The organism is Streptomyces sp. NPDC088733, assembly GCF_044751185.1.
Taxonomy (GTDB): domain Bacteria; phylum Actinomycetota; class Actinomycetes; order Streptomycetales; family Streptomycetaceae; genus Actinacidiphila.
The window spans coordinates 418,230-441,202 of the sequence record NZ_JBIVLH010000002.1; the positions used below are offsets into that span (position 1 = coordinate 418,230).

19 protein-coding genes are annotated in these 22,973 nt (G+C 72.7%); 4 read left to right on the forward strand and 15 right to left on the reverse strand.

Going from position 1 to position 22,973, the window contains the following annotated elements; translation table 11 throughout:
• Positions 1-2: 2 nt before the first annotated feature.
• The 12 genes from ACIP64_RS05245 to ACIP64_RS05300 form a co-directional block, all read right to left on the reverse strand.
• The gene (locus ACIP64_RS05245; RefSeq protein ID WP_401582060.1) at positions 3-851 is read right to left on the reverse strand and encodes a TatD family hydrolase; all 849 of its coding nucleotides are present in this window, start codon (positions 849-851) and stop codon (positions 3-5) included.
• A complete protein-coding gene (locus ACIP64_RS05250; protein WP_401582063.1) occupies positions 851-1,480 on the reverse strand; it encodes an EboA domain-containing protein in 630 nt (209 codons plus the stop codon). Before ACIP64_RS05250 ends, ACIP64_RS05245 begins: the two co-directional genes overlap by 1 nt.
• Positions 1,477-2,334, reverse strand: coding sequence for a sugar phosphate isomerase/epimerase family protein (locus ACIP64_RS05255; protein ID WP_401582066.1), 858 nt, complete (start codon positions 2,332-2,334; stop codon positions 1,477-1,479). Before ACIP64_RS05255 ends, ACIP64_RS05250 begins: the two co-directional genes overlap by 4 nt.
• Positions 2,331-3,494 (reverse strand): SCO3242 family prenyltransferase, encoded by a 1,164-nt coding sequence (locus ACIP64_RS05260; protein ID WP_401582069.1) that lies wholly within the window; start codon positions 3,492-3,494, stop codon positions 2,331-2,333. Before ACIP64_RS05260 ends, ACIP64_RS05255 begins: the two co-directional genes overlap by 4 nt.
• Entirely contained in the window at positions 3,491-4,660 is a 1,170-nt protein-coding gene (locus tag ACIP64_RS05265; RefSeq protein ID WP_401582071.1) for an inositol-3-phosphate synthase, read from the reverse strand. The genes ACIP64_RS05260 and ACIP64_RS05265 overlap by 4 nt, the downstream gene beginning before the upstream one ends.
• Positions 4,661-4,735: 75 nt before the next feature.
• Entirely contained in the window at positions 4,736-8,464 is a 3,729-nt protein-coding gene (locus ACIP64_RS05270; RefSeq protein WP_401582073.1) for a ThuA domain-containing protein, read from the reverse strand.
• A 301-nt stretch (positions 8,465-8,765) separates the two neighbouring features.
• On the reverse strand, positions 8,766-9,770 hold the full coding sequence (locus tag ACIP64_RS05275; RefSeq protein ID WP_360904023.1) for a sugar phosphate isomerase/epimerase family protein: 1,005 nt from the start codon (positions 9,768-9,770) through the stop codon (positions 8,766-8,768).
• 30 nt (positions 9,771-9,800) lie between these two features.
• Positions 9,801-11,018, reverse strand: coding sequence for a Gfo/Idh/MocA family protein (locus ACIP64_RS05280; RefSeq protein ID WP_401582076.1), 1,218 nt, complete (start codon positions 11,016-11,018; stop codon positions 9,801-9,803).
• 49 nt (positions 11,019-11,067) lie between these two features.
• Entirely contained in the window at positions 11,068-12,123 is a 1,056-nt protein-coding gene (locus tag ACIP64_RS05285; RefSeq protein ID WP_401582079.1) for a substrate-binding domain-containing protein, read from the reverse strand.
• Positions 12,124-12,287: 164 nt separating this feature from the next.
• Positions 12,288-13,322: an ABC transporter permease gene (locus ACIP64_RS05290; RefSeq protein ID WP_401582081.1), complete on the reverse strand. Its 1,035-nt coding sequence runs from the start codon at positions 13,320-13,322 to the stop codon at positions 12,288-12,290.
• A complete protein-coding gene (locus tag ACIP64_RS05295) occupies positions 13,322-14,863 on the reverse strand; it encodes a sugar ABC transporter ATP-binding protein (RefSeq protein ID WP_401582083.1) in 1,542 nt (513 codons plus the stop codon). The genes ACIP64_RS05290 and ACIP64_RS05295 overlap by 1 nt, the downstream gene beginning before the upstream one ends.
• A 127-nt stretch (positions 14,864-14,990) precedes the next feature.
• Entirely contained in the window at positions 14,991-16,172 is a 1,182-nt protein-coding gene (locus ACIP64_RS05300; RefSeq protein WP_401582086.1) for an ROK family protein, read from the reverse strand.
• A gap of 286 nt (positions 16,173-16,458) precedes the next feature.
• Between ACIP64_RS05300 and ACIP64_RS05305 the strand changes: the two genes are divergently transcribed.
• Positions 16,459-17,775: an acyltransferase gene (locus ACIP64_RS05305; RefSeq protein WP_401582088.1), complete on the forward strand. Its 1,317-nt coding sequence runs from the start codon at positions 16,459-16,461 to the stop codon at positions 17,773-17,775.
• A gap of 25 nt (positions 17,776-17,800) precedes the next feature.
• Here the strand turns inward: ACIP64_RS05305 and fabV are convergent, their stop codons facing one another.
• Together fabV and ACIP64_RS05315 are read right to left on the reverse strand one after the other, a co-directional pair.
• Entirely contained in the window at positions 17,801-19,027 is a 1,227-nt protein-coding gene (fabV, locus tag ACIP64_RS05310; RefSeq protein ID WP_401582090.1) for an enoyl-[acyl-carrier-protein] reductase FabV, read from the reverse strand.
• 223 nt (positions 19,028-19,250) lie between these two features.
• Positions 19,251-20,138 carry an alpha/beta fold hydrolase gene (locus ACIP64_RS05315; protein WP_401582092.1) on the reverse strand — a complete coding sequence of 296 codons (888 nt, stop codon included), beginning with the start codon at positions 20,136-20,138 and terminating at the stop codon, positions 19,251-19,253.
• 645 nt (positions 20,139-20,783) lie between these two features.
• Here ACIP64_RS05315 and ACIP64_RS05320 point away from each other — a divergent pair.
• The 3 genes from ACIP64_RS05320 (at position 20,784) to ACIP64_RS05330 (ending at position 22,249) form a co-directional block, all read left to right on the forward strand.
• Positions 20,784-21,299 carry a hypothetical protein gene (locus ACIP64_RS05320; RefSeq protein WP_401582094.1) on the forward strand — a complete coding sequence of 172 codons (516 nt, stop codon included), beginning with the start codon at positions 20,784-20,786 and terminating at the stop codon, positions 21,297-21,299.
• A 96-nt stretch (positions 21,300-21,395) separates the two neighbouring features.
• Positions 21,396-21,647, forward strand: a complete 252-nt coding sequence (locus ACIP64_RS05325) for a hypothetical protein (RefSeq protein ID WP_401582097.1) — start codon at positions 21,396-21,398, stop codon at positions 21,645-21,647.
• Between the two features lie 47 nt (positions 21,648-21,694).
• Positions 21,695-22,249, forward strand: a complete 555-nt coding sequence (locus ACIP64_RS05330; RefSeq protein ID WP_401582100.1) for a GNAT family N-acetyltransferase — start codon at positions 21,695-21,697, stop codon at positions 22,247-22,249.
• A gap of 29 nt (positions 22,250-22,278) precedes the next feature.
• Here ACIP64_RS05330 and ACIP64_RS05335 read toward each other — a convergent pair whose 3' ends face one another.
• Entirely contained in the window at positions 22,279-22,950 is a 672-nt protein-coding gene (locus ACIP64_RS05335; protein WP_401582102.1) for a hypothetical protein, read from the reverse strand.
• Positions 22,951-22,973 lie beyond the last annotated feature (23 nt).

Sequence of the window (22,973 nt, forward strand, 5' to 3'; positions counted from 1 at the left end):
CCTCATTCCCCGCCGCGGAGCAGGGAGTTGCCCTCGTGCAGGGCCCCGGTTTCGGGGGTGTCCAGATGGAGCCTGCCGCTGCGGCCGTAGAAGGCCACCGGGTTGCGCCACAGGACCTGGTCGACGTCGTCCGCACCGAAGCCGGCGGCGAGCATGGCGTCGGCGGTGCGGCGGGTCTTGAGGGGGTCGCTCTTTCCCCAGTCGGCCGCGGAGTTGACGAGCACCTTCTCCGTGCCGTGGGCCTTCAGCACGGCGACCATGCGGTCCTCGTCCATCTTGGTGTCGGGGTAGACGGAGAACCCGAGCCAGCAGCCGCTGTCGGCGGCCTCTTTGACGGTGGTCTCGTTGAGGTGGTCCAGGAGGACGTGCTCGGGGTCGAGCGACGACTCGCGGACGACGTCGATGGTGCGCCGCATCCCGGCGAGTTTGTCGCGGTGCGGGGTGTGCACGAGGGCGGGCAGTCCGTGGTCGGCGGCGAGCTGGAGCTGGGCGGCCAGTGCCGTGTCCTCCGCCGGTGTCATGGAGTCGTAGCCGATCTCCCCGACGGCGACGACGTTGTCCTTGACGAGGTAGCGGGGCAGGGCGTCCAGGACGGGGGTGCAGCGCGGGTCGTTGGCCTCCTTGGGGTTCAGCGCGATGGTGCAGTGGTGGGCGATGCCGTACTGCGCGGCCCTGAAGGGTTCCCAGCCGAGGAGGGAGTCGAAGTAGTCGAAGAAGGACTCGGGCGAGGTACGGGGCTGTCCGAGCCAGAAGGAGGGTTCGACCAGGGCGCGGACACCGGCGTCGTACATCGCCTGGTAGTCGTCCGTGGTGCGGGAGGTCATGTGGATGTGGGGGTCGAAGATGCGCATCAGGACTCCTCCGTGGGGGACGTCAGGGCGAGGAGGCGGTGCAGGTCGGCGGGGACGGGCCGGCCCGCGGCGGTGCGTTCGGCGGCGTAGTCGCCGAGCATGCGGGCCAGTTCCGTGTCGCCTCTGGCGCGGTCTTCGAGCCGGTCGGCCGCGTCCAGGGGCACCCCTGTAAACAGGCACTTCAGGAGGGCCTGACGCCAGGCGGGCGGGTCGAGGTGCTCGGCGGCGTAGGGGCCGACGGCGGCGGCGACCAGCCGGGTGTCGTTGGTGCGCAGCGCGTCCTGGACGAGGGGCAGTCCGTCCGCGGGGGCGGGTGCCAGGTGGGGCAGGGCCAGGAGGACCGCACGCCGTTCCGCGGCGGCGCCCTGCTGGTACAGCCGGGTCAGGGTCCGGGCGTCGGGGCGTGCCTCGCGCAGCAGGAGGACGCGCACGGCGTCGGCCTGCTCCTGGCCGCAGTGGCGGCCGGCGGAGGCGAAGCGCAGTTCCCAGGGGGCCACGGTGCGCCTCGGGCCGGGGGCGTCCCAGGACGCGGCGGCACTGAGTGCGGCGTCGGCGAGGGCCGTGTCGAGCCAGGTCCGGGCGTCGTTGTCGAGCCGGTTGCGGAGGTTCTCGCGGGTGGGTGCGGTCATGCCGTTGCTCCGATCGTGGGGGCGTGGGAGCGCAGGAAATCGAGGGAGGTGCGCGCGAGTTCGGGGCCCGCGTGGGAGTGGCGGGGCAGTTCGACCACGGTCAGGCCCTGGTAGCCGGTGGCGGCGAGGGCTTGCAGGACGGGCGGGAAGTCGATCTCGCCGTCGCCGAAGGGGAGGTGTTCGTGGACGCCGCGGCGCATGTCCTCGATCTGGACGTGCCGCAGCCAGGGTGCGGCCTGTGTCACGCAGTCGGCCGGGGTCGCCGGCTCCAGGCACTGGCAGTGGCCGATGTCGAGCGTGAGGCCGAGCGGCCCGGGGTCGCCGAGGAGGGAGCGCAGGTGGTGGAAGTCGTCGAGGCACGACAGGAGATGACCCGGCTCGGGTTCGACGGCGAGCGGCACGTCCGCGGTGGCCGCGGCGTCCAGGACAGGGGTGAGGGCGGATCGGAGCCGGTCCCAGGCGACAGCGGACGGGGTGCCGTCGGGCGTGATGCCGCTGAAGCAGTGCAGGGCGTGGGCGCCGAGGTCCGCCGCGACCTGGACGGCCCGCACGAGAAGGCGGGTGCGGGCGGCACGGGCGTCTGGGTCGGGGTCGAGGAGGGAGGGGCCGTGCTTGCGCCGCGGGTCCAGGACGTAGCGGGCGCCGGTCTCGACGGTGACCTGGAGACCGAGCCGGTCCAGACGCCCCGCCAGGCGGCGGGTGCGGTCGGTGAGATCGGGCGCGAGGGGGTCCAGGTGCATGTGGTCGAGGGTGAGTCCGAGGCCGTCGTAGCCGAGGTCGGCAAGGAGGGTGAGGGCGTCGTCGAGGCGGAGGTCGGTGAGGCCGTTGGTCCCGTAACCGAAACGCAGGGTCATGTGGGGCTCACCTTCCGGGCCAGCCGACGGGCGAGCGGACCGAGCGCGAGAACGGCCAGCGCGGTGGTTCCCGCGCCCGCCCGTGCCGCGAGAGCCGCCTGCAGCGGGATCATGGCGCGGATTCCGGCGCCGACTCCCCGCTGGGTCAGCTGCGGGGAGGGGTTGAGCGCGGCGTGGACGAGAGGAGTGAGGGCGGTACGGGCGTACGAGGCCGCCGCCAGGGCGGCGACGGCCCGGGGCGCGAGCTCCGGTCGTCCGGTCACGGGTCGGGCGGGAGGGAGGGCCCGCGCCGCACCGGCATCGGGGCGGCGCGGGCCCGCGGACGCGGGGAGGGCCGCGTCGCGCGCGGACCGCCGGTAGCCACGCAGTGAACGGAGCGCCCCGGCACCGCCGGCGGTGACACCGGCGATGCCCGCCGTCACGGCCACCGCCGCCAGCGGCGCCGCGGTGGAACCGCCGTGTGCCTCGTGCCGGGACACCGAGGTGACGGCGTAGGTGTGGGCGCCGAGGATTCCCGCGTGGGGCAGGGCGGCGGCGAACGCGCGGGGCCGGGTCGCCGTCGCGCCGAGCAGCAGGTCCAGCGCGCGGGCCGACGCCATGGCGGCCGGGCCTGCCGGGGTGTGCTTCAGTCCCAGGTCGTACGACCAGACCGTCGCCGCCAGGGCCGTGGCGGCGGCCAGCGGGGCGCGCCCCGCGCGGCGGGCGAGTGCCAGCCCGGCCACGGTGAGCACCCCGGCCGCCGTCAGGGCGGCGGCAGGTGTGATCCGGCCGGACGGGATGGGGCGGTGGGGGCGGTCGACGGCGTCCTCGTCGCGGTCCGCGTAGTCGTTGAGGGCCATACCCGCGTGGTACAGGCACAGCGAGGTGCCGACGGCGAGCAACGTGCCGCGGTGCGGGCGCCTCCCGGCGGCCGCCGCGCCCGCGAGGGCGTCGCCGGGCACGGTGAACAGGGCGGAGATGCGCAGCAGTTCGGCCCAGGCCCAGAACCGCGCGGCTGGTGCCGGGGCATCGGCGACCGGTGCGGGCGGCCGTGCGGCGCCGACCGCCGGCCTGCCGTCGTCGCGTACTTCGGCCCGCCCCTGCGGGGCGCGCGGATCCCCCGTCGTCGGGGCCCCGTCGTCGGCGACGGCGGAGGCCCGCCTGCCCGGTGGGGGCGTCACCGTGACTCCCCCAGCCGTTCGGCGAGGGTGAGGAGCGCGGCGTACTGGTCGGCGAGGGCCGCGGGGGCACCCGGGTCGGGGTCCTTGAAGTAGAAGGCGAATTCCGGCAGCGGGCCGGTCAGCCCGGCTTCGTGGGCGCGCGCGACCAGCCGTGCGAGGTCGAGGACGAGAGGAGCCGCGAGGGCGGAGTCGCACCCCTGCCATGTGGTCTGCAGCACCATGCGGGTGCCGAGGAAGCCGTCGAAGGCGATGTGGTCCCAGGCGGTCTTCCAGTCACCGAGGGCCGGGACGTCGTCGATGTGCACCTCGCCCTCGGGAGCGCCGCCGAGGATGTCGGCGAGGACGCGTTCCTTCCCCGCGTTCTTGGCCGCGGCCGCCGCGGGGTCCGCGAGCGCTGCCCCGTCGCCGCCGCCGAGCAGGTTGGTGCCGGACCAGGACCGTACCGAGAGCGCGCGCTGGACGAACATCGGGGCGAGGACGGAGCGGAGCAGGGTCTGCCCGGTCTTCCCGTCCCGTCCGGCGTGCGGAAGCCCGCGTGCGCCGGCCGCGTCGGTGAGCGCGGCGGTCCGTATCCCGGTGGAGGGGGTGAAGTTGACGTAGGAACATCCCGCTTCGATCGCCGCGGCGGCGTACAGGGAGCTCGCCGGCAGCCGGGTGCTGCCGGGTTCGGGCACGGGCTCGGTGGAGGCCACGTTGACGACGACCGTCCGGCCGAGGGCGTGGCGGCGGGTGAAGGCGGTGATGTCCGCCGCGAACGCCGCGATCAGTTCGTCGTCGCCGCGGGTGTCGCCGGGCAGGGGTCCGCCGCTGCGGATCTCACTGTCGGCGGCGGCCAGTTCGGCGTGGAGTGCGGACGGCAGGCCGTGCGGGAGGACGCCGGCCTCCGCGAGGAGTTCGGCCCGCTTGCCCAGCGGGCAGGCAGCCGTGTCGTGTCCGCCGAAGACCAGGGAGGACAGCGCCGGCAGCCCGGCGTCAGCGAAGGGTGGGGTCTCGGTCACCATGCCGGTCGCCGGGTGGAGCCCGGCGGTGACCGCCGCGCAACCGGCGACGGCGGTGGTGGCGACGGAGCCGCGGGCTCCGATGAGCCACACTCCGGTGCGGTCGGGCGACGGGCGGTCCAGTGCCTGGGCGTGCGGATTCGTCACGGCTGCCTCTCCCTGCTGCATGGGGTGGGGGCGGCGGGCGGGGGCACGGCGTCTCCCCGCCCGCCGCCGGCTCATGGGGTGCCGGCAGGGACTGCCCTACGAGGAGGGCAGCTCCTTGATCTGGACGTTGCGGAAGGACACCTGGTCGTCGGCGCCGTGGTTCTGCAAGCCGATGTAGCCGTCCTTCAGGCTGCGGACAGGGTCGGTGTTGGTGAAGTCGTTGATCTTGACTCCGTTCAGGAAGACCTGGAGTCGTTCACCCTGGACCTTGATCTCGTAGCTGTTCCACTGGCCCGGAGGCCTCAGCACCTGGTCGCGGGCCTTGAGGTTGGCCGACTTGAAGGTGTAGACGGAACCGGTGGTGCGGTCCGGGGTGTCGGTGGCGTCGATCTGGATCTCGTAGCCCTTGTTCACCGCGGACCACGGGTCGTCCGAGGCCGGGAAGCCGAGGAAGACACCGGAGTTGTCGTCGCCGTCCATCTTCCAGTCGAGCTTCAGGGAGTACGAGCCGAACTGCTTGGACTGGTACCACAGCAGGCCCATGCCGCCCTCGGTGCGCAGTTCACCGTTGGCGACGTTGAACTTGCCGGGGCCCGCCTGCTTCCAGCCTTCCAGGGTGTGCCCGTTGAACAGGTCGCGGTAGCCGGTCTGCGGCTTGCAGTCGGCCTTGACCTGCCCGACGGCGTAGCGCAGTCCGCCCAGGAGGTGCTGGCGGAAGGCCGGGTCGACGTAGGACTCCTTGGTGTGCCCGAGACCGGTGTAGAAGGACCGGCCGGACTGGTAGTTCTGGCACCACGCGATGGGGTGGTCGCCCTTCATCGTGCCGCCCTGGTAGGTGGTCTCGTCCAGGGTGGCGAGGACGTGAACCTGACCGCGCGGGTTGGTGCGGTAGTTGTACAGCTCGTCGGTGCGCTGCCAGCCGGCCTCGTCGAGGTGCGCGGTGGCGGGGTGCTCGTGGTCCTCCGCGCGGACGGTGACCGGCTGGATCTGCGGGTGCCCCTGGAAGTAGGCACCGACGAGGCCGCCGTAGAAGGGCCAGTCGTACTCGGTGTCGGCGGCGGCGTGGACGCCCATGTAGCCGCCCCCGCCCTTGATGTAGTTCTCGAACGCCTGCTGCTGCTCGGCGTTGAGCACGTCACCGGTGGTCGACAGGAACACCACGGCGTCGTAGCGCGCCAGGTTGTTGCTGGTGAACTGCTTGGGCTCCTCCGTGGCGTCGACGGTGATGTTGGCGGTGGGGCCGAGCTCCTTCAGCGCGGCGATCCCGTTGGGGATGGCGTCGTGGCGGAAGGCGGCGGTCCTGGAGAAGACCAGGACGCGCTTGGCGGCGCGGTCGGCCGGGACGTCGGAGAGCTCGAAGTCGTCCAGGTCGTAGAGCGCCCCGGAGCCCGAGCCGCCCTTGAAGACCAGGAAGAGTTCGGTGGTCTTCTTCGGCACGGCGCGCAGCGGTACGTCGATCTCCTGGAAGGTCTCCCAGCTACCGGTCACCGGGACGGGTGCGGAGCCCAGGATCGGGCCGGTCGCGGAGCCGGTGCGCACCTCGAGGAAGCCGCCCGCGCCACCGGAGGAGACCCGTGCGGTCAGCCGCACGGAGCCGGTGAGGTTGTAGGGCTTGAAGGAGATCCAGTCGCCGTCGTCGATGTTGCCGACGGTGCGGCCGCCGTGGGCCTCGGCCTTGTCGAAGAGGTCGATGCCGGACGAGGAGGTGAAGTGCTCGGCCTGCCGGTGGCGCGGCTGGAGCTGCGCCTGGTCGTGGCCGGCGAGCGCCTCCTGGCCGCCGCCCCCGCCGTCGGTGTACTCGGCGTCGATGACGCCGAAGATGTTGGCGTTGGGGTCGTGCCCGCCGTCCGCGGAGGTCTTGATGGTGCCGGAGCAGCCGTTGACGGAGGTCACGGGGTGGCCGTGGCTGTCATGGCCGAGGATGTAGGTGACCTTGACCTTCGAGCAGTCGACGGTCCCGTCCTCGGGGTCGGTGACGGTGACGTCGAACGGGATCTCGTCACCGAAGCTGAACAGGGCGCCCTCGGCGGGCAGGTTCAGCGTCACCTTGGGCGCGGTGTTGCCGACGACGACCTGGACGCTCGCGGACGCGGTGCGGCCGGTCGGGTCCTTGACCGTGAGGGTCGCGGTGTAGGTGCCGTTCGTGCGGTAGGTGTGCGCCGGGTCGGCCGCGGTGGACGTGCCGCCGTCACCGAAGTCCCAGGCGTAGGTGAGGGCGTCGCCGTCGGGGTCGACGGTGCCAGCCGACGAGAAGCCGACCCTCAGCGGCGCGACGCCGGAGGTCTTGTTCGCGGAGGTCTCGGCGCTCGGGGAGCGGCCGCCGGTGGCGTTCTCGATGCGGTAGAGGGCGGAGTGCTCGTCACCGCCGAACCAGGCGGTGCCGTAGTCCAGCACGTACAGCGCGCCGTCCGGGCCGAACGCCATGTCCATGATCTGCGTGCCGGTCCAGGGGACGTCGTTGATGGACTGGACGGCACCGTTGTCGTCCTGGTCGATGCGCTTGATCCAGCGGCGCCCGAACTCGCCGGCGAAGAAGTCGCCGTCGTACGCCTCGGGGAACTTCACCGGGGAGTCCAGCGCGGGGTCGTACCGGTAGACCGGGCCGCCCATCGGGGACTCCGAGCCGCTGCCGAACTCGGGCACCGATCCGCCGTCGTAGGGGATCCACGCCGCCTGCGCGGGCGGCAGGTCGGTCAGGCCCGTGTTGTACGGCGAGTCGTTCTTCGGCGCGGCGCAGTCGAAGGTGGATCCGGACTGCCCGGTCGCGAAGTCGTAGTCGACGTACGGGTCGTTCTTGCCCGTGCAGAAGGGCCAGCCGAAGTTGCCGGCCTGGGTGACGCGGGCGAACTCGACCTGGCCGCCGGGTCCGCGCTTGGGGTCGGCCGCACCGGCGTCGGGTCCGTAGTCGCCGACGTAGGCGATGCCGGTCTTCTTGTCGACGCTGAAGCGGAACGGGTTGCGGAAGCCCATGGCGTAGATCTCGGGCCGGGTCCTGTCGGTCCCCGGGGCGAAGAGGTTGCCCGCGGGGATCGTGTACGACCCGTCGTCGGCGACCTTGATGCGCAGCAGCTTGCCGCGCAGGTCGTTGGTGTTGCCCGAGGTGCGGCGGGCGTCGTAGGCGGGGTTGCGGCCCGGCCGGTCGTCGAGGGGCGCGAAGCCGTCGGAGGCGAACGGGTTGGAGTCGTCGCCGGTGGACAGGTAGAGGTTGCCCTGGGCGTCGAAGTCGATGTCACCGCCGACGTGGCAGCAGATGCCGCGCGTGGTGGCGACGTCGAGGACCTTCTTCTCGCTGCCGAGGTCGAGGCTCCAGTCGGCCTTCAGCGTGAACCGGGAGAGCCGGTTGACGCCGTCGAACTTGGCGAAGTCGGCCGCGGTCCCCTGGTCGGGGGCGTCGCCCGCGGGGGTGTCGAGCGGGGGCGCGTAGTAGAGGAAGATCGCCCGGTTCTGGTCGAAGTCCGGGTCGATGCCGACGCCCTGCAGGCCCTCCTCGTCGTGGGTGTAGACGGGGACGGTGCCGATCACCGTGGTGGTGCCGGCGGCGTCGGTCCTGCGCAGCTCGCCGTCGCGCGAGGTGTGCAGCACGCTGCGGTCGGGCAGGACGGCGAGCGACATGGGCTCGCCGGTCTCGGGCTCCCCCTTGGCGAGGGTGACCTGCTGGAACTGCTCGGCCGCCGCGGCGGCCGCGGGCTCGGTGTCGAGCGGGCTGGCCACCGCCCCCATGGGGGCTGCGACGACGAGGGAGGTCGCCGCTAAGAGGCTGCCGGTGAGGAGTGCGAGTCCTTGTCGGATCCGCGAACGGTGTGCTCCGGGCCGTTGTCTGTGCACGTGTGTCCTCCGGAGGAACGGTCGTACGGGCGGATGTGCTGCCGTGCGGTATTTCCCGGGGACCGGCGTGCGCCGTCACGCTGGTCGGGTCACGCGAGCAGGACCGGCCTCATGTTTCGGGCCCGTGTCCTGTACACCTCAGGGACGGTAGCCGGGTTCGTCCGGGACCGAAAGCCCTTGAGTGGCAGATAAGTTGAACTTTCTCCCGGGTCAGGACAAAGCCGGGCCCGGGCAGCCCGACAGGCCCGGCGGCGGTGCCGCCGGGCTGCGGGCTGCTGCGCTCCTGAGCTGGGAGAAGGGCCTAGTCGTTGCCTCCGAAGGCGGCGTCGAACGACGCCGCCGGCGGGTCGAAGTCGTACCTCTTCAGGAGGGAGAGCGCTTCCGGGGCGCCGGCGAGGCGGTCCATCCCGGCGTCCTCCCACTCCACCGAGACCGGGCCGTCGTATCCGATCGAGCGGAGCATCCGGAAGACGTCCTCCCACGGAACGTCGCCGTGTCCGGCCGACACGAAGTCCCAGCCGCGCCGCGGGTCGCCCCACGGCAGATGGGAGCCGAGGCGCCCGTTGCGGCCGTCCAGCCTCTTGCGGGCCTCCTTGCAGTCGACGTGGTAGATGCGGTCCTTGAAGTCCCACAGGAACCCGACCGGGTCGAGGTCCTGCCACACGAAGTGGCTCGGGTCGAAGTTCAGCCCGAACGCCGGCCGGTGGCCGACCGCCTCCATCGCGCGGTGCGTGGTCCAGTAGTCGTAGGCGATCTCGGCGGGGTGGACCTCGTGGGCGAAACGGACCCCTTCGGCGTCGTAGACGTCCAGGATCGGGTTCCACCGCTCGGCGAAGTCCTCGTAGCCGCGCTCGATCATCCGCTCGGGAACCGGCGGGAACATCGCGACCAGGTGCCAGATCGACGAGCCGGTGAAGCCGATGACGGTCCGAACGCCGAAGGCCGCCGCGGCGCGCGCGGTGTCGGCCAGCTCGCGGGCCGCGCGCTGCCGGACGCCCTCGGGTTCGCCGTCGCCCCAGATCCTGGCGGGCAGGATCGCCTGGTGGCGCTCGTCGATCGGGTTGTCGCAGACGGCCTGCCCGACCAGATGGTTCGAGACGGCCCAGCACTTGAGCCCGTACTTGTCGAGCAGCGCCCGCCGCCCGTCCAGGTAACCGGGGTCGGCGAGGGCCTTGTCGACCTCGAAATGGTCGCCCCAGCAGGCGAGTTCGAGCCCGTCGTAACCGAAGTCGCGGGCGAGGCGGCAGACCTCCTCCAGGGGAAGGTCGGCCCATTGGCCGGTGAAGAGGGTGAAGGGACGTGGCACGGCGAGGACCTCCTCTAAACGGTTGCGCGGTCAGGCGGGGACAGGGGTGTAGACGGAGTTCTTCTCGGCGCTCTCCTCCACGGCCGCGAGCACCCGCTGCACCTGCAGCCCGTCGGCGAACGTCGGCGCCGGGGCCGTGCCCTCCGCGACGGCGACCAGCAGGTCGCGCGCCTGGTGCGTGAAGGTGTGCTCGTAGCCGAGGGCATGGCCCGGCGGCCACCACGCCGCCAGGTACGGGTGGTCCGGCTCGGTCACCAGGATCCGGCGGAAGCCGGCCGTGGCGGCGGGCTCGGTGTGGTCGTGGAAGAACAGCTCGTTCAGGCGCTCCAGGTCGAAGGCGAGCGACCCGCGTTCGCCGTTGATCTCCAGCCGCAGGGCGTTCTTGCGGCCCGAGGCCATCCGTGTGGCCTCGAAGTTGGCGAGCGCCCCGGAGGCGAGGCGCCCGGTGAACAGCGCGGCGTCGTCGACGGTCACCGGTCCCCGCTCGGAGCCGACGGCGGAGCCCGACAGGCCCGACGACACCCCGGCGAGCAGCGGCCGCTCCCGTACGAACGTCTCGGTGAGCGCCGAGACACCGACCAGGGGCTCCCCCGCCAGGTACTGCGCGAGGTCCACGGCGTGCGCGCCGAGGTCGCCCAGCGCCCCGGAGCCGGCGTACTCGCGCTTGAGCCGCCAGGTCAGCGGGAAGTCCGGGTCGACGAGCCAGTCCTGGAGATAGGTGACCCGCACATGACGGATCGTGCCGAGCCGGCCCTCGGCGACGAGCCCGCGGGCGTACGCCGCCGCCGGCAGGCGCCGGTAGTTGAAGCCGACCATGGCCACCTGGCCCCGCGCGGCGGCCCGTTCGGCCGCCGCGACCATGGCTTCCGCCTCGGCGACCGAATTGGCCAGCGGCTTCTCGCACAGGACGTGCTTGCCCGCCTCCAGCGCCGCGATGGCGATCTCGGCGTGGCTGTCCCCGGGGGTGCACACGTCCACGAGCTGGACGTCGTCCCGGGCGATCAGGTCCCGCCAGTCCGTCTCCGCGGCGGCCCAGCCGTGCTGGGCCGCCGCGGCCCGTACCGCCGCCGCGTCCCGGCCGCCGATGGCGGCCAGGACCGGCCGCACCGGCAGGTCGAAGACGCGGCCCACGGTGCGCCACGCCTGGGAGTGGGCAGCGCCCATGAACGCGTAGCCGACCATCCCGATGCCGAGGGCCGGCGCAGCGCCCTCCGCTCCACGGGTCTCGTTATCGGCCGTACCAGCCATGCCTTGCTCCTCGTCGGTTGCTCGGATCGGACGGGCGGGGCACTGCCCGTTAGTTGAAGCCCGTCGGCAGGTACTGGTCGACGTTCGCCTTGGTGACGACGGCCGAGTAGAGGGTGATGGAGGCCGGGATCTCCAGCTCGGCGAGCCCGCCGATGCCCTTCTTCTGGCCGAGGGTGCGGGCCAGGTCGATGGCGGAGGCGGCCATGGTCGGCGGGTAGAGGACGGTGGCCTTCAGCACGCCGTTGTCGGCCTTGATGGCGTCCATGGCCGACTTGGCGCCCGCGCCGCCGACCATGAGGAAGTCGTCGCGGCCGGCCTGCGCGATGGCGCGCAGGGCGCCGACGCCCTGGTCGTCGTCGTGGTTCCACACCGCGTCGAACTGCTTCTGCGCCTGGAGCAGCTGGGCCATCTTGGCCTGGCCGGACTCCACGGTGAACTCGGCCGCCTGACGGGCGACCTTCTTGATGTTGGGGTAGTTCTTCAGGGCGTCGTCGAAGCCCTGGGTGCGCTGCCGGGTCAGCTCGAGGTTGTCCAGTCCGGCGAGCTCGATCACCTTGGCGTCGGCCTTGTCCTTGAGCTGCTCGCCGATGTAGTTGCCGGCGTTGAGGCCCATGCCGTAGTTGTCGCCGCCGATCCAGCAGCGGTACGCCTGCGGGGAGGCGAAGATCCGGTCGAGGTTGATCACCGGGATGCCGGCCTTCATGGCCTGGAGCCCCACCTGGGTGAGGGCCTTGCCGTCGGCCGGCAGGATCACCAGCACGTCGACCTTCTTGTTGATCAGGGTCTGGACCTGGCCGATCTGGGCGGCGGTGTCGTTGGAGCCCTCGGTGATCTCCAGGGTCACGTCGGAGTACGTCGCCGCGCGGTCCTTGGCGTTCTGGTTGATGGCGTTGAGCCAGCCGTGGTCGGCCTGGGGACCGGCGAACCCGATGGTGACGGGCGTGCCCGGCTGGTTGTCGGTGGTGGCGGTGGAGGGGGCGTTGGTGGCGGCCGCCTCCTGCTTCTTCGGCTCGTTGCTGGTGCAGGCGGTGAGGGCGGCGCCGGCGGAGACGGCGGCGGCGCCGAAGAGCAGGCTTCTGCGGCTGGTGATCGGGTTTTGTGGCATGGCGGTGAAACCCTCCTGGGTTTGGGCACACGGGGCGGGTGCGTGCTCTGCGGTGAGGTGGGTCGAGGGCGGGACAACGGGACGGCTGCGGGGGCCGGCGCCACAAGCGGCGCCGGTTCGGGAGACGTACGGGGCGGGAACGGTGCGGCGGCGGTCCGCTCGCGTCAGCTGTCGCCGCCGCGTGCGGTGCCGCGCTGGACCAGGACGGCGGCCACGATGATCGCTCCCTTGGCGATCTGCTGGACCGCGCTCTCCAGGTTGTTCAGGGCGAAGATGTTGGTGATGGTGGTGAAGACCAGGACACCGAGGACGGATCCGACGATGGTGCCGCGGCCGCCGCTGAGCAGCGTGCCGCCGATGATCGCGGCGGCGATGGCGTCGAGTTCGTAGAGATTGCCGTTGGTGTTCTGACCCGATCCGGCCAGGATGATCAGCAGGAAGGCGGCGATCCCGCAGCACAGCCCGGACAGCAGGTAGAGGTACAGCCGCTGCCGGCGGACGTCGATGCCGGCGAGCCGGGCCGCCTCGGCGTTGCCGCCGACGGCGACGGTGCGGCGCCCGAAGGTGGTGCGGTTGAGCACCAGCCAGCCGATGACGGTGACCGCGGCGAAGACCAGGACCAGCGGTGGGATGCCGAGGATGTAGGAGTCGGGGACGCCGAGGTCGAGCACCGACTTCTCGGTGACGATCTGGGTCTTGCCGTCCGTGAGCTGGAGGGCGAGTCCGCGGGCCGACGCGAGCATCGCGAGGGTCGCGATGAACGGCACCATGCCGCCGTACGCGATGAGCACCCCGTTGACGAGTCCGCAGCCGAGTCCCACCAGGACCGCGGTGAACAGGATGCCGGCGAAGCCGTACTCCTGCGTGGCGACGGTCGTCGCCCACACCGAGGACAGCGCGACGATCGCGCCGACGGACAGGTCGATGCCGCCGCTGGTGATCACGAAGGTCATGCCGACGGTGACGACGCCGATGACGGACGCCTGGGTCAGCACCAGTTGGAGGTTGGAGACGTCGAGGAACGAGTCGGGCTGCGTGATGCCGCCGACCGCGACGAGCACGGCGAGGACACCGAGCAGGGACAGGTTGCGCACGTCGGCACGGAGTCCGGCCGCCGGACGCCGGCCGCCCTTGACGGCGGAGGGCGCGTCCGCGGGCGGCAGCGGTGCCTGCGGGACCTGGGAAGCGGGCTGCGTCATCAGCTCGGGCTCCCTTCCATGACGAGGTCGAGTACACGGTGTTCGTCCAGCTCCTGTGCGGGCGCCGTGTGCACGACACGGCCCTCGCGGAGCACCAGTACGCGGTCGGCGAGGCCCAGTACCTCGGGCACCTCGCTGGAGACGAGGAGGACGGCGAGCCCGTCGTCGGCGAGCCGGCGGATCACGGCGTACAGCTCGGCGCGGGCGCCCACGTCCACGCCGCGGGTCGGCTCGTCCAGCAGCAGGACGCGGCAGCCGCGCAGCAGCCAGCGGGCGAGCACGGCCTTCTGCTGGTTGCCGCCGGACAGGGTGCGGACCCGCGCGTCCGGGTTGTCGGGCCGCAGCGACAGCGACCGGGTGGACTGCTGCGCGGCCAGGCGTTCCTGGCGGCGGTCGAGCCAGCCGCCGCGGGAGAAGCGGGAGAGCGAGGACACCGACACATTGCGGGTGACCGACTCCAGCATGAGCAGGGCCTGGGCCTTGCGCTCCTCGGGTGCCATGCCCAGTCCGGCGCGGACAGCCGAGCGGACGCTGCCGGGCTTGAGCGGGCGGCCGTCGACGGTGACGCGGCCCGCGGTGGGCCGGCGCGCGCCGTAGACGGTCTCCAGGATCTCCGAGCGGCCGGAGCCGACGAGGCCGGCGAGCCCGACGATCTCGCCGGGCCGGATCTCCAGGTCGACGGGCGCGAACTCCCCGTCGCGGGCCAGTCCTTCGACGGTCAGCACGGGTGCGCCCTCGCGCGGGCCCGCCGGACGTTCGGGGAAGACGTACTCCACGTCGCGGCCCGTCATCAGGGCGACGATGTCGCGGGTGGGCATCGACTTCGCGGGCAAGCCGCCCGCCACCGCCCGGCCGTCCTTGAGCACCGTGACACGGTCGCCGATGCGCCGGATCTCCTCCAGCCGGTGGGAGATGTAGACGACGGCGACGCCCTCCGCGGTGAGCTGGGCGACGATGCGCAGCAGGTTGTCGGTCTCCTCCGGGTCCAGCGCGGCGGACGGCTCGTCCATCACGATGAGCCGGACGTCGTGGGAGAGTGCCCGGGCCATCGAGACGATCTGCTGCTGGGCGGCGGACAGTTCGCCGACCTGCCGGGCGGGATCGATCTCGGGGTGGCCGAGCCGGCGCAGCAGGACCTCGGCCTCGCGGCGGGCCTGGCGGCCGCGCACCACGAACCCGGCCGTGGTGGGTTCGTGGCCGAGGAAGACGTTCTCCGCGACCGACAGCCCCTCCACCAGGTCGAGTTCCTGGTAGATGGTGGCGATCCCCAGGCGCATGGCCGCGATGGGCGACCTCAGCGCGACGGGTTCGCCGCGCCAGGTGATCTCCCCGTCGTCGGGCTGGTGGGCCCCGGCGAGCACCTTGATGAGCGTGGACTTCCCGGCGCCGTTCTGGCCCAGGAGGCAGTGCACCTCGCCGGCCTGGACGTCCAGGTCGACGCCGTCGAGGGCGCGGACACCGGGGAAGGACTTGGTGATGCCGGACATCGTGAGCAGCGAGGCCGCGGACGGCGGTGGCGGGGCCGGTGGTACTGGTGCCATGACGGATCCCCTCGGCGGGTGCGGGTACACGTGCGCGTGCGGAGCGTGCAGGTGGAGCCAGTGGTGCCGTGGTGCCGATGACTCGGTGGTGCTGTGCCTGTGGTGCCCTGCCGGTGGTGCGGGCCGGTCAGGCCGGGGAGAAGACGTGGTCGCTGATGAGCCGGGCCGCGCCGATCACGCCCGCGGTGGGGCCCAGTTCGCCCAGGACGATGGGGAGGTTGCCGGTCGCCAGGGGCAGCGACTGGCGGTAGACCTGGCTGCGGATGCTGGCCAGCAGGGTGTGGCCGAGCCCGGTGACACCGCCGCCGATCACGACGAGTCCGGGGTTGAAGAAGCTGACGAGTCCGGCGATGACCTGCCCGACGCGATTGCCGCCCTCGCGGATGAGTTCAAGCGCGGTCGCGTCACCGGCGGACGCCGCGACCGCGACATCGGCCGCGGACAGCCGTCCCGCCGCCTCCAGCCGGGCCGCGAGCGCCGGTGAACGCCCGGAGGTGGCGGCCTCTTTGGCGTCGAGGACGAGTGCCGCCCCGCTGAAGTGGGCCTCCAGGCAGCCGGTGTTGCCGCAGGCGCAGGGCCGCCCGCCGTCCACGACCTGGATGTGGCCGATGTCGCCGGCGCTGCCCGTCGCCCCGCGGTAGACCTCGCCGCCCACGACGATGCCGCAGCCGATGCCCGTACCGATCTTGACGCAGAGGAAGTCCGCGGCGGAGCGGGCGACTCCCGCGTGCTGCTCCCCCATCGCCATCAGGTTCACGTCGTTGTCGACCATGACGGGGCAGCCCAGTTCCTGGCTGAGCGCCTCGCGGACCGGGAAGCCGTCCCAGCCGGGCATGATGGGCGGCGCGACCGGGACGCCCTCCGGGTAGCGGACGGGCCCCGGCACGCCGATGCCCGCGCCGTCGAACCCTTCGGCGAGTCCGGCGGCCTGGAGCTTGGCGGCCATTTCGAGGATCCGCTCGAAGACGGCGACCGGGCCCTCGCGGACGTCCATCGGATGGTTGAGGTGGCCGAGCACCTCCAGTTCGGCGCTGGTGACGGCGACGTCGACCGAGGTGGCGCCGATGTCGACGCCCAGGAAGCGCAGGCTCGGGGCGAGTCGTACGTTGTGCGAGCGGCGGCCGCCGCGCGAGGCGGCGAGACCGTCGGAGACGACGAGACCGGTCTCCAGCAGGCGGTCGACCTCGACTGCCAGCTTGGAGCGCGAGAGCCCGATCAGGTCCCCCATCTGGGCGCGGGAGCTGGGCCCGCCGTCGCGGAGCAGCCGCAGCAGCCGCACCTGGTGCGCATTGGCGGGTCGAGCCGTCATACGTCTCACGCGCCCCTCCCCTCCCCCTGCCCCGTGGCACGGGGATGTGCGGCCGGCCACCGGCCGGCCCTGTCCTTGAGGCTTTCGAGGGGAAAGTAGCAGCGGCTGCCCGGAGGGGGAAGAAGTTGCGCAGGAATCAGCTCTCTCTTTTTCCGATCGCGGGACAAAGTCCGGTCGCAGCGCCTGCCGTGGTGTCCGGCGTGGTGATGTCATGACGGGCACGGATTGGTTGCGGCACGGGTTCCCGGTGCCCGATCCACCTGCGGTGAGGGCAGCATGACGACGCATGAGCAGAGACCGTTACGTCGACTTCCTCCGCGCGTGGGCGATCGTCCTCGTGGTGCTCGGCCACTGGCTGATCACCGGGCTGGTCAGGGAACCCGGCGGGGCGACCAGCGCACCGGAACTGCTGGCCGTCGTTCCCTGGACCCAGTGGCTGACCCTGGGCTTCCAGATCATGCCGCTCTTCTTCCTCGCCGGGGGCCGGTCGGCGGGCGACTCGTGGTCGCGCGCCCGGGCTGCGGGAGGCACGGCCGCCGGGTGGGTGGGACGGCGGTCCCTGCGCCTGCTGCTGCCGACCGCCGTGTACAGCGGGCTGGTGCTCCTCGCCGTGGGGATCTGCGCGGCGGCCGGCGTGGACGCCGGCACGCTCTCCCTGGTGGGCTGGGCGATGGGCATGCAGTTCTGGTTCCTCCCCGTGTACCTGGTCCTCGGCGCCCTGACACCCGTGCTGCACGCGGCACATGGCCGCTGGGGGCTCCGCGCGCCGCTGGCCGTGGCAGCGGCGGCCGTGGTGGCCGACGTCCTGGTGCTGACCGTGCACGCGCCGTACGTGGGCCTGCTCGACTACGTCCTGGTGTGGGGTGTCGCCTACCAGCTCGGCTTCTGCTGGGGGGACGGTCTGCTGACGCGGCGCCGGACGACTCCCGTGGCGCTGGCCGCGGGCGGCGCGGTGGTCTTCGCGGCCCTCGTCGGTCCCGGGCCGTTCCCGGTCAGCCTGATCCTGGTGACCGGGCAGGACCCGGGCAACACCGACCCGCCGTCGGTCGCCATGCTGGCCTGGGCGGTGGCGCAGGTGGGGCTGTGCGTGCTGGTCGCCCCCGCGGTGCGGCGGTGGCTGGCGCACGACCGGGTCTGGCGGCTGGTCCGTCCCGTGGGCGGGGTCAGCATGACCCTGTACCTGTGGCACATGCTGCCGGTGCTGGTGGTCGCCGCCGCGTTCTACCTCACCGGGCTCGCCCCCGAGCCCGCGTTCGGTTCACCGTCGTGGTGGGCGCTCCGCGTGCCCTGGCTGCTGCTGCTCGGCCTCGTACTGACCGGCGTCGTACGGCTGTTGCGCCCCGTGGACCGCGGCTTGGCGGCAGCGTCCGGGCGGACCCGCCCCGCTGCCGCCCCGCCTCGCCCCTGGCTGGTGTGGCTCGGCCTGGCCGCCGCCGTGCCCGCACTCGCCCGCTTCGCCGTGCAGGGCTTCGCGCCCGACGGCCGGTTCCCCGTCCTGCCCGCGGTGGGCCTGGCCGTGGGCACGGCCCTCGTCGTGCTGCCGTGGGACCGGGCCCGTCGCGGCAGTCCGGAGGCCGAGGACGCGCTGGAACCCGCGGCCTGACAGCCGCTCAGGAACCGCGGAGCGGCTACGCGGTGACGGGAGCGGCGGGGTCCGGCCAGTCCACCGCGGTCTCCACGGGGCGGCCGTAGTCGACACCGTCCACGTCGAAGCCGTACAGGCGGCGCACTTCGGCGCCGAACCAGTCGAGGTCGGCGAGGCCGGCGATGGTGCCGGTGGTCGCCCGGTCCCAGCGGTCGGCGACGGCGGCCTGGACGTCGTCCCCGAGTTCCCAGGTGTCCAGGCGCACCCGTCCTTCGTCGTCCAGGGGCAGTTCCGCCGCACCGGTCAGACCGTCCCACAACTCGGTGAGCTGAGCGGCCGGCGGCACGAGCCGGTCGCCGAGCACGCCCCGCAGCAGGCCCACGTACAGGGCGATGCCGGGGATGGCGGTCGAGGACTGCGTGACGGCCGCGCCGTTGACGGACGTGAAGGCACGGCCGCGGACGGAGGTGCCGAGCCGTTCGTCGAGGCGGCGGGCGGTGGCCTCCAGGTGGGCCTTGGCGGCGCCGATCGTGCCCTGCCGGTAGATCGCGGCGGTCAGCGGGGAGCCGATGTAGGACAGGGCGACGGTGCTGAAGCCGTCGGCGAGCAGCCCGCGGCCCGCGAGCCGGTCGATCCACCGCTCCCAGTCGGCGCCGCCCATGACGGCGACGGTCTGCTCGACGTCGTCGCCCTCGGCGGGCGCCGTCTCGACGTCGCGGATCTCGGGTGCGCCGTCGGCGCCGAAGACGAGGGTCTTCGTACGGTGGGGCGCGCCGATCGGTTTGAGCACCGAGGCGAACGTGGTGCCGGTGTCGGGGTCGGTGCGCCGGGGCGCGGCCACCGAGTAGACGAGGTGGTCGAGGCGTCCGCCGAACCGCCGCGCGAGCAGATCGGCGACCTGGTCCTTCATCGCGTCGCCGAAGGCGTCGCCGTTGAGGAAGACCATGTCGGCGCCGGCTTCGCGGGCGAGGCGGGCAGTGGTCGCCGTGCGGTACCAGCCGGCCGTGGCGGTGCGCCGCTCGGTGGGCCCCTTCTCGAAGCAGACGCCGATGCCCCGGATGCCGGCCCGCTTGAGCCCGGCGACCGTGGCGGCGAGTCCGTATCCGGCGGACGAGCCGATCACGAGGGCGACCGGCCGGTCCTCCGGGGACGCGGCAGGGGCCGCGGGGACGGAGGACCACATGGCCTCGACGACGCGTTCGCATCCGGCGGGGTGCGCGTCGAGGAAGAGGAATCCGCGGCTGCGGGGGGCGATGGTGCGCTGGGTCACCTGAGGTCCCTTTCAGGGATCGGCGGAGCCGAGACGGCCGCCACGTGCTGCCAGTCTCCGGTGCCGCGGCCCCGGATCCGGCTCGCGCAGCGCACAACAATCGCCGGACGATCTTGGAGCGTTCCCACGAGATCCCCCGGCGCGAGGCCCGCCGGAGTGAACTCGGCGGCACGGCCGGGCGCGGGCCCGGCCGTGCCCCCGGGCCCGCGGTCGCACAGCGCCGCTACGCCAGGAACCCGGCGGTGGCCGCCACAAAGCGCTCGGGGTCGTCGAGCCACGGGTGGTGCCCGGCCCCCGGCTGGACAACGAGCCCGGCCGCGGGGAAGAGCGCGGCGAACTCCGCGACCGCCGCGGGCGGAGCACCCGGGTCGACCTCTCCGGCCAGCAGGAGCACCGGCGGCGCGAAGTCGGCGAGCGCGGCGCGCGTGGCGTCCGGGGTGAAAGCGCCGTCGGCGCCGAAGGCGGCCATGACACCCTGGTTCATCTGGTTCATCTGGTTCATCCGCTCCTCCGCGGCGGCGTGATGGGTGCGCGCGGCTTCGTCCCACCGCCCGTAGGAGAACGGTGCGACAGCCTCCCAGTGGCTGTCGTCGCCCCGTCCCGCAGCGATGGCCTCCAGCGCCGCGTAGGCGGCGGGGTACCAGGGCTCGTCCTTGCGCAGCCGCGCGGTCGCGAGACGGAGGTCGCCGGCGATCGGGATGCCGACCGCCCTGACGCTGGGGGTGACCAGCACCATCGCGCGGACCCGTCCGGGACGGAGCGCCGCGTACTGGACGGCCGGATTGGCCCCCGCGCAGTGGGCGAGCAGGTCCATGCGATCGAGCCCGAGATGCTCGCGCAGGGCCTCCACGTCGTCGACGAGCCGGTCGCACCGGCAGGAGGCGAGGTCGTCGGGGACCTGCGACCGGCCGGTGCCGCGCAGGTCGAGTCGAATCACCCGGCGATGCGCGGAGAGACCTCCGAGGTCCCCCAGGTACGCGGAGTCCGTCGGCCCGCCGGGCAGGCAGACGAGGGGATCGCCGTCACCGGCGGAGTGGTACGCGAGCCGGGTTCCGTCGTGGGCGGAGAACGAGTCCGAGGAAAATGATGGAGAAGCGGCGAACTCGGGCATGGCAGAGGTCCTTTCGGCGAGTGCTCGGAACAAGTGCCGCCCTCACCGGACGGCTTGACGCGCGCAGATCACCCGCGGGAGTGCGGGGCGCAGGCATCCGGCGCGACATGCCGAGGGCAGGGGTCCGCGGGACCTGGGCGGCGAGGAGTTCCGAGACGCCGTTCGAGGTCGTCCCTGTCGTGGAGCGCATGGCAATGCGGCCTTCCGGGATGCCTGAGGGCGCTCCCGGGGCCGGCCGTCTCAGATGGACAGCGCGGCCGTACAGGAGGAGAGCGCCCAGCGTGCGACTGCGTTGATGGGACTCACCTCCTCGGTCGGTCACGTGCACGGTGACGCTATCAGGCCCTCACCGCCGGGAACAGAGCGCCGGAACGATCCCCGGGGACGGGCGTCCTTGACGTCCGGGATGCCGCCGCGCATCATCCTGTGACCCGGTGACGCATGTCGTCCATGTCACGACAGAGCCGCACGTCACGGCCATCCCATGCGCCAACCCCGCCACCGACGTGAGCGTCACCACCTTGACGGGTGACGCAGCCTGTGCGAGCGTCGTCATCAACCACGACCGGCATGGCCGGTGCCCCCTGGGCGAGGGACACGGAGCGGAATCCCGGTCACGGCTCCCGAGAGAAAGGCGCGCGCAGCATGCCGAACACACGCAGTACCCGCAAGGTACGGCTCCTGAGCGCGGCGGCCGGCGTGGCCGCCCTCCTCACCGGTGGCCTGGCCGCGGCCCCGCTCGCCTCTGCCGCCCCGGCGGCCCCTGCCGCCGCACACGCCGCCCCGTCCCGCACGGAAGTACTCGCACTGGTCGCCCGGCAGACCCAGTCCACCTCGGTGGACCTGGGCACGAAGGGGCTCAGCCTGGGCGACGAGCTCGTCATCGCCGAGGACGTCTACCGCGACGGCAAGAAGATCGGCGACCACAGCGTGGTCTGCACCTACGTCCACCTCGAACCGAGCGCGCTGCAGTGCGTGGGAACGTTCGCCCTGCCCAAGGGACAGATCAGCGGTCAGGTGCTGCTCCACCTGCCGCCCGCCCCGTCCATCGACATCCCCATCACCGGGGGTTCCGGCGCCTACGACACGGCACGCGGCTACGTCCACACGGTGCCGGCCGGCAAGACGGAACGGCATCTCACCTTCCACATCATCCACTGATCACCGATGGCCGGATCGACCCAGCGGACCCAGCGGACCCAGCGGACCCAGCGGACCCAGCGGACCCAGCGGACCCAGCAGACAAGGAAGCGGATCGTGTCGAAGACCTCGCGGAACATCACCAAGGCGCCCGAAGCTCCCGCCGCCACCGCGGCGCCCAGGGTCACCGTCGTCGCCGCTGCCGTCCCGGCCGCGGATGCCGACGCGGCGGCCCGTCGGGCCAGGTTCGGGGCACTGCCCAAGCGCATACGGCCGCAGGACACGACGGAGGTGGTCCCCCTCGTGGACAGGTATCCGTCGCAGGACCACTACGACCACGAGAAGTGGCTCACCTGCCGGTTCGTGTAGAGGTATATCCGATCGACCCGCGCGGGAGACCGGGCTAGGTTGGCGCGATGACCGAACTGCGCACCGAACGCCTCCTGCTCCGCGGATGGCGGGACTCCGACCGCGCGCCCTGGGGCGCGCTCAACGCCGATCCGCGGGTCCGCGAGTTCTTCCCCGGGGTGCTCACCCGGGAGCAGAGCGACGCGTCCGCGGCCCGGTTCCAGGCCGACCTCGAACGGCGTGGCTGGGGGTGGTGGGCCGTGGAGGTCGCGTCCACCGGGGAGTTCATCGGGTTCACCGGGCTCGACCCGGTGGACGAGGGCATGCCGTTCACCGGGGTGGAGGCCGGCTGGCGCCTGGCCCGTTCGGCGTGGGGCCACGGCTACGCCACCGAAGCGGCCCTGGCCGTGCTGGCCTTCGGTTTCCAGGACCTCGGTCTCGACGAGATCCTCGCGGTCACGACCGCGACCAATCTGCGGTCCCAGGCCGTGATGCGCCGCGTCGGCATGACGCGTGACCCGGCCGACGACTTCGACGACCCCGAGGTGCCGGACGGCCCTCTGCGGCGCAGTGTGGTGTACCGCCTCCGGGCCGGCGACCCGCCGTCGCCGAGCGTGCCGTAGGCCCGTGCGTCCGGACCGGACGCCGGCGGTCACACCTTGTCGAGCCAGAGCACGATGCCGGTCATGTCGCTGAGCACCGCCGCGACGCCCGCCCTGATCGCCGCCTCGCACCGCTCGGTGGTGAACGAGGCGGCGTCGTAGGTGGACGACATGCCGAGTCCTTCACCGCGGAACGAGGCGCCGGACCAGTCGACCGCCGTCACGTTGTGCGTGGGTTCGGCGAGTTCGGCACCCACGACCAGGAACCGTTGCGACAGGTGGTTGGGGGTGACCATCGCGAGCGGGTCGATCAGGTCGTTGCCCGCGCTGACGATGAGGTCGGCGTGCATCTTCAGGGCCCTGCTCGCCGCCGGAATGTAGTCGGACGAGCCGTCGGCGGCCACCGTCCTGAGATCGACGTGCTCCGCCTCGGCCCAGCCCTTGACCGCCGCGACGAGCGCCTTGGTCGGGGCGTCGTCGCCCGCGGTGAGCAGCACGACGCGGTAGCCCCGCGGCGGGTGGACCCCGCTCCAGGAGCCGGGCCGCGGGGTGGCGGTGGCCTCCGGTCCTGGCGGGTTGGCGGGGTCGACGAACCCGGGGCCGAGCGTGCCGACGGCGGTCGGCTCGGGGTGCGGCCGTGACCAGTCGTCACCGGAGCCGCATCCGGTGAGCAGCGCGACGGCCACGGCCAGCGTGGCGAGGGCGCGAAGCGGGGCGCGCAAGGTGATCGTCCTCCGAGTGGTGA

Excerpts from the sequence above, each read along its gene's own strand:
- ACIP64_RS05315 (WP_401582092.1), bottom strand. The coding sequence starts at position 20,138 with ATGCCCGAGTTCGCCGCTTCTCCATCATTTTCCTCGGACTCGTTCTCC.
- ACIP64_RS05255 (WP_401582066.1), bottom strand. The coding sequence starts at position 2,334 with ATGACCCTGCGTTTCGGTTACGGGACCAACGGCCTCACCGACCTCCGC.
- ACIP64_RS05300 (WP_401582086.1), bottom strand. The coding sequence starts at position 16,172 with ATGACGGCTCGACCCGCCAATGCGCACCAGGTGCGGCTGCTGCGGCTG.
- ACIP64_RS05290 (WP_401582081.1), bottom strand. The coding sequence starts at position 13,322 with ATGACGCAGCCCGCTTCCCAGGTCCCGCAGGCACCGCTGCCGCCCGCG.
- ACIP64_RS05305 (WP_401582088.1), top strand. The coding sequence starts at position 16,459 with ATGAGCAGAGACCGTTACGTCGACTTCCTCCGCGCGTGGGCGATCGTC.
- ACIP64_RS05245 (WP_401582060.1), bottom strand. The coding sequence starts at position 851 with ATGCGCATCTTCGACCCCCACATCCACATGACCTCCCGCACCACGGAC.
- ACIP64_RS05295 (WP_401582083.1), bottom strand. The coding sequence starts at position 14,863 with ATGGCACCAGTACCACCGGCCCCGCCACCGCCGTCCGCGGCCTCGCTG.
- ACIP64_RS05280 (WP_401582076.1), bottom strand. The coding sequence starts at position 11,018 with ATGGCTGGTACGGCCGATAACGAGACCCGTGGAGCGGAGGGCGCTGCG.
- ACIP64_RS05320 (WP_401582094.1), top strand. The coding sequence starts at position 20,784 with ATGCCGAACACACGCAGTACCCGCAAGGTACGGCTCCTGAGCGCGGCG.
- ACIP64_RS05330 (WP_401582100.1), top strand. The coding sequence starts at position 21,695 with ATGACCGAACTGCGCACCGAACGCCTCCTGCTCCGCGGATGGCGGGAC.
- ACIP64_RS05250 (WP_401582063.1), bottom strand. The coding sequence starts at position 1,480 with ATGACCGCACCCACCCGCGAGAACCTCCGCAACCGGCTCGACAACGAC.
- ACIP64_RS05285 (WP_401582079.1), bottom strand. The coding sequence starts at position 12,123 with ATGCCACAAAACCCGATCACCAGCCGCAGAAGCCTGCTCTTCGGCGCC.
- ACIP64_RS05265 (WP_401582071.1), bottom strand. The coding sequence starts at position 4,660 with ATGCAGCAGGGAGAGGCAGCCGTGACGAATCCGCACGCCCAGGCACTG.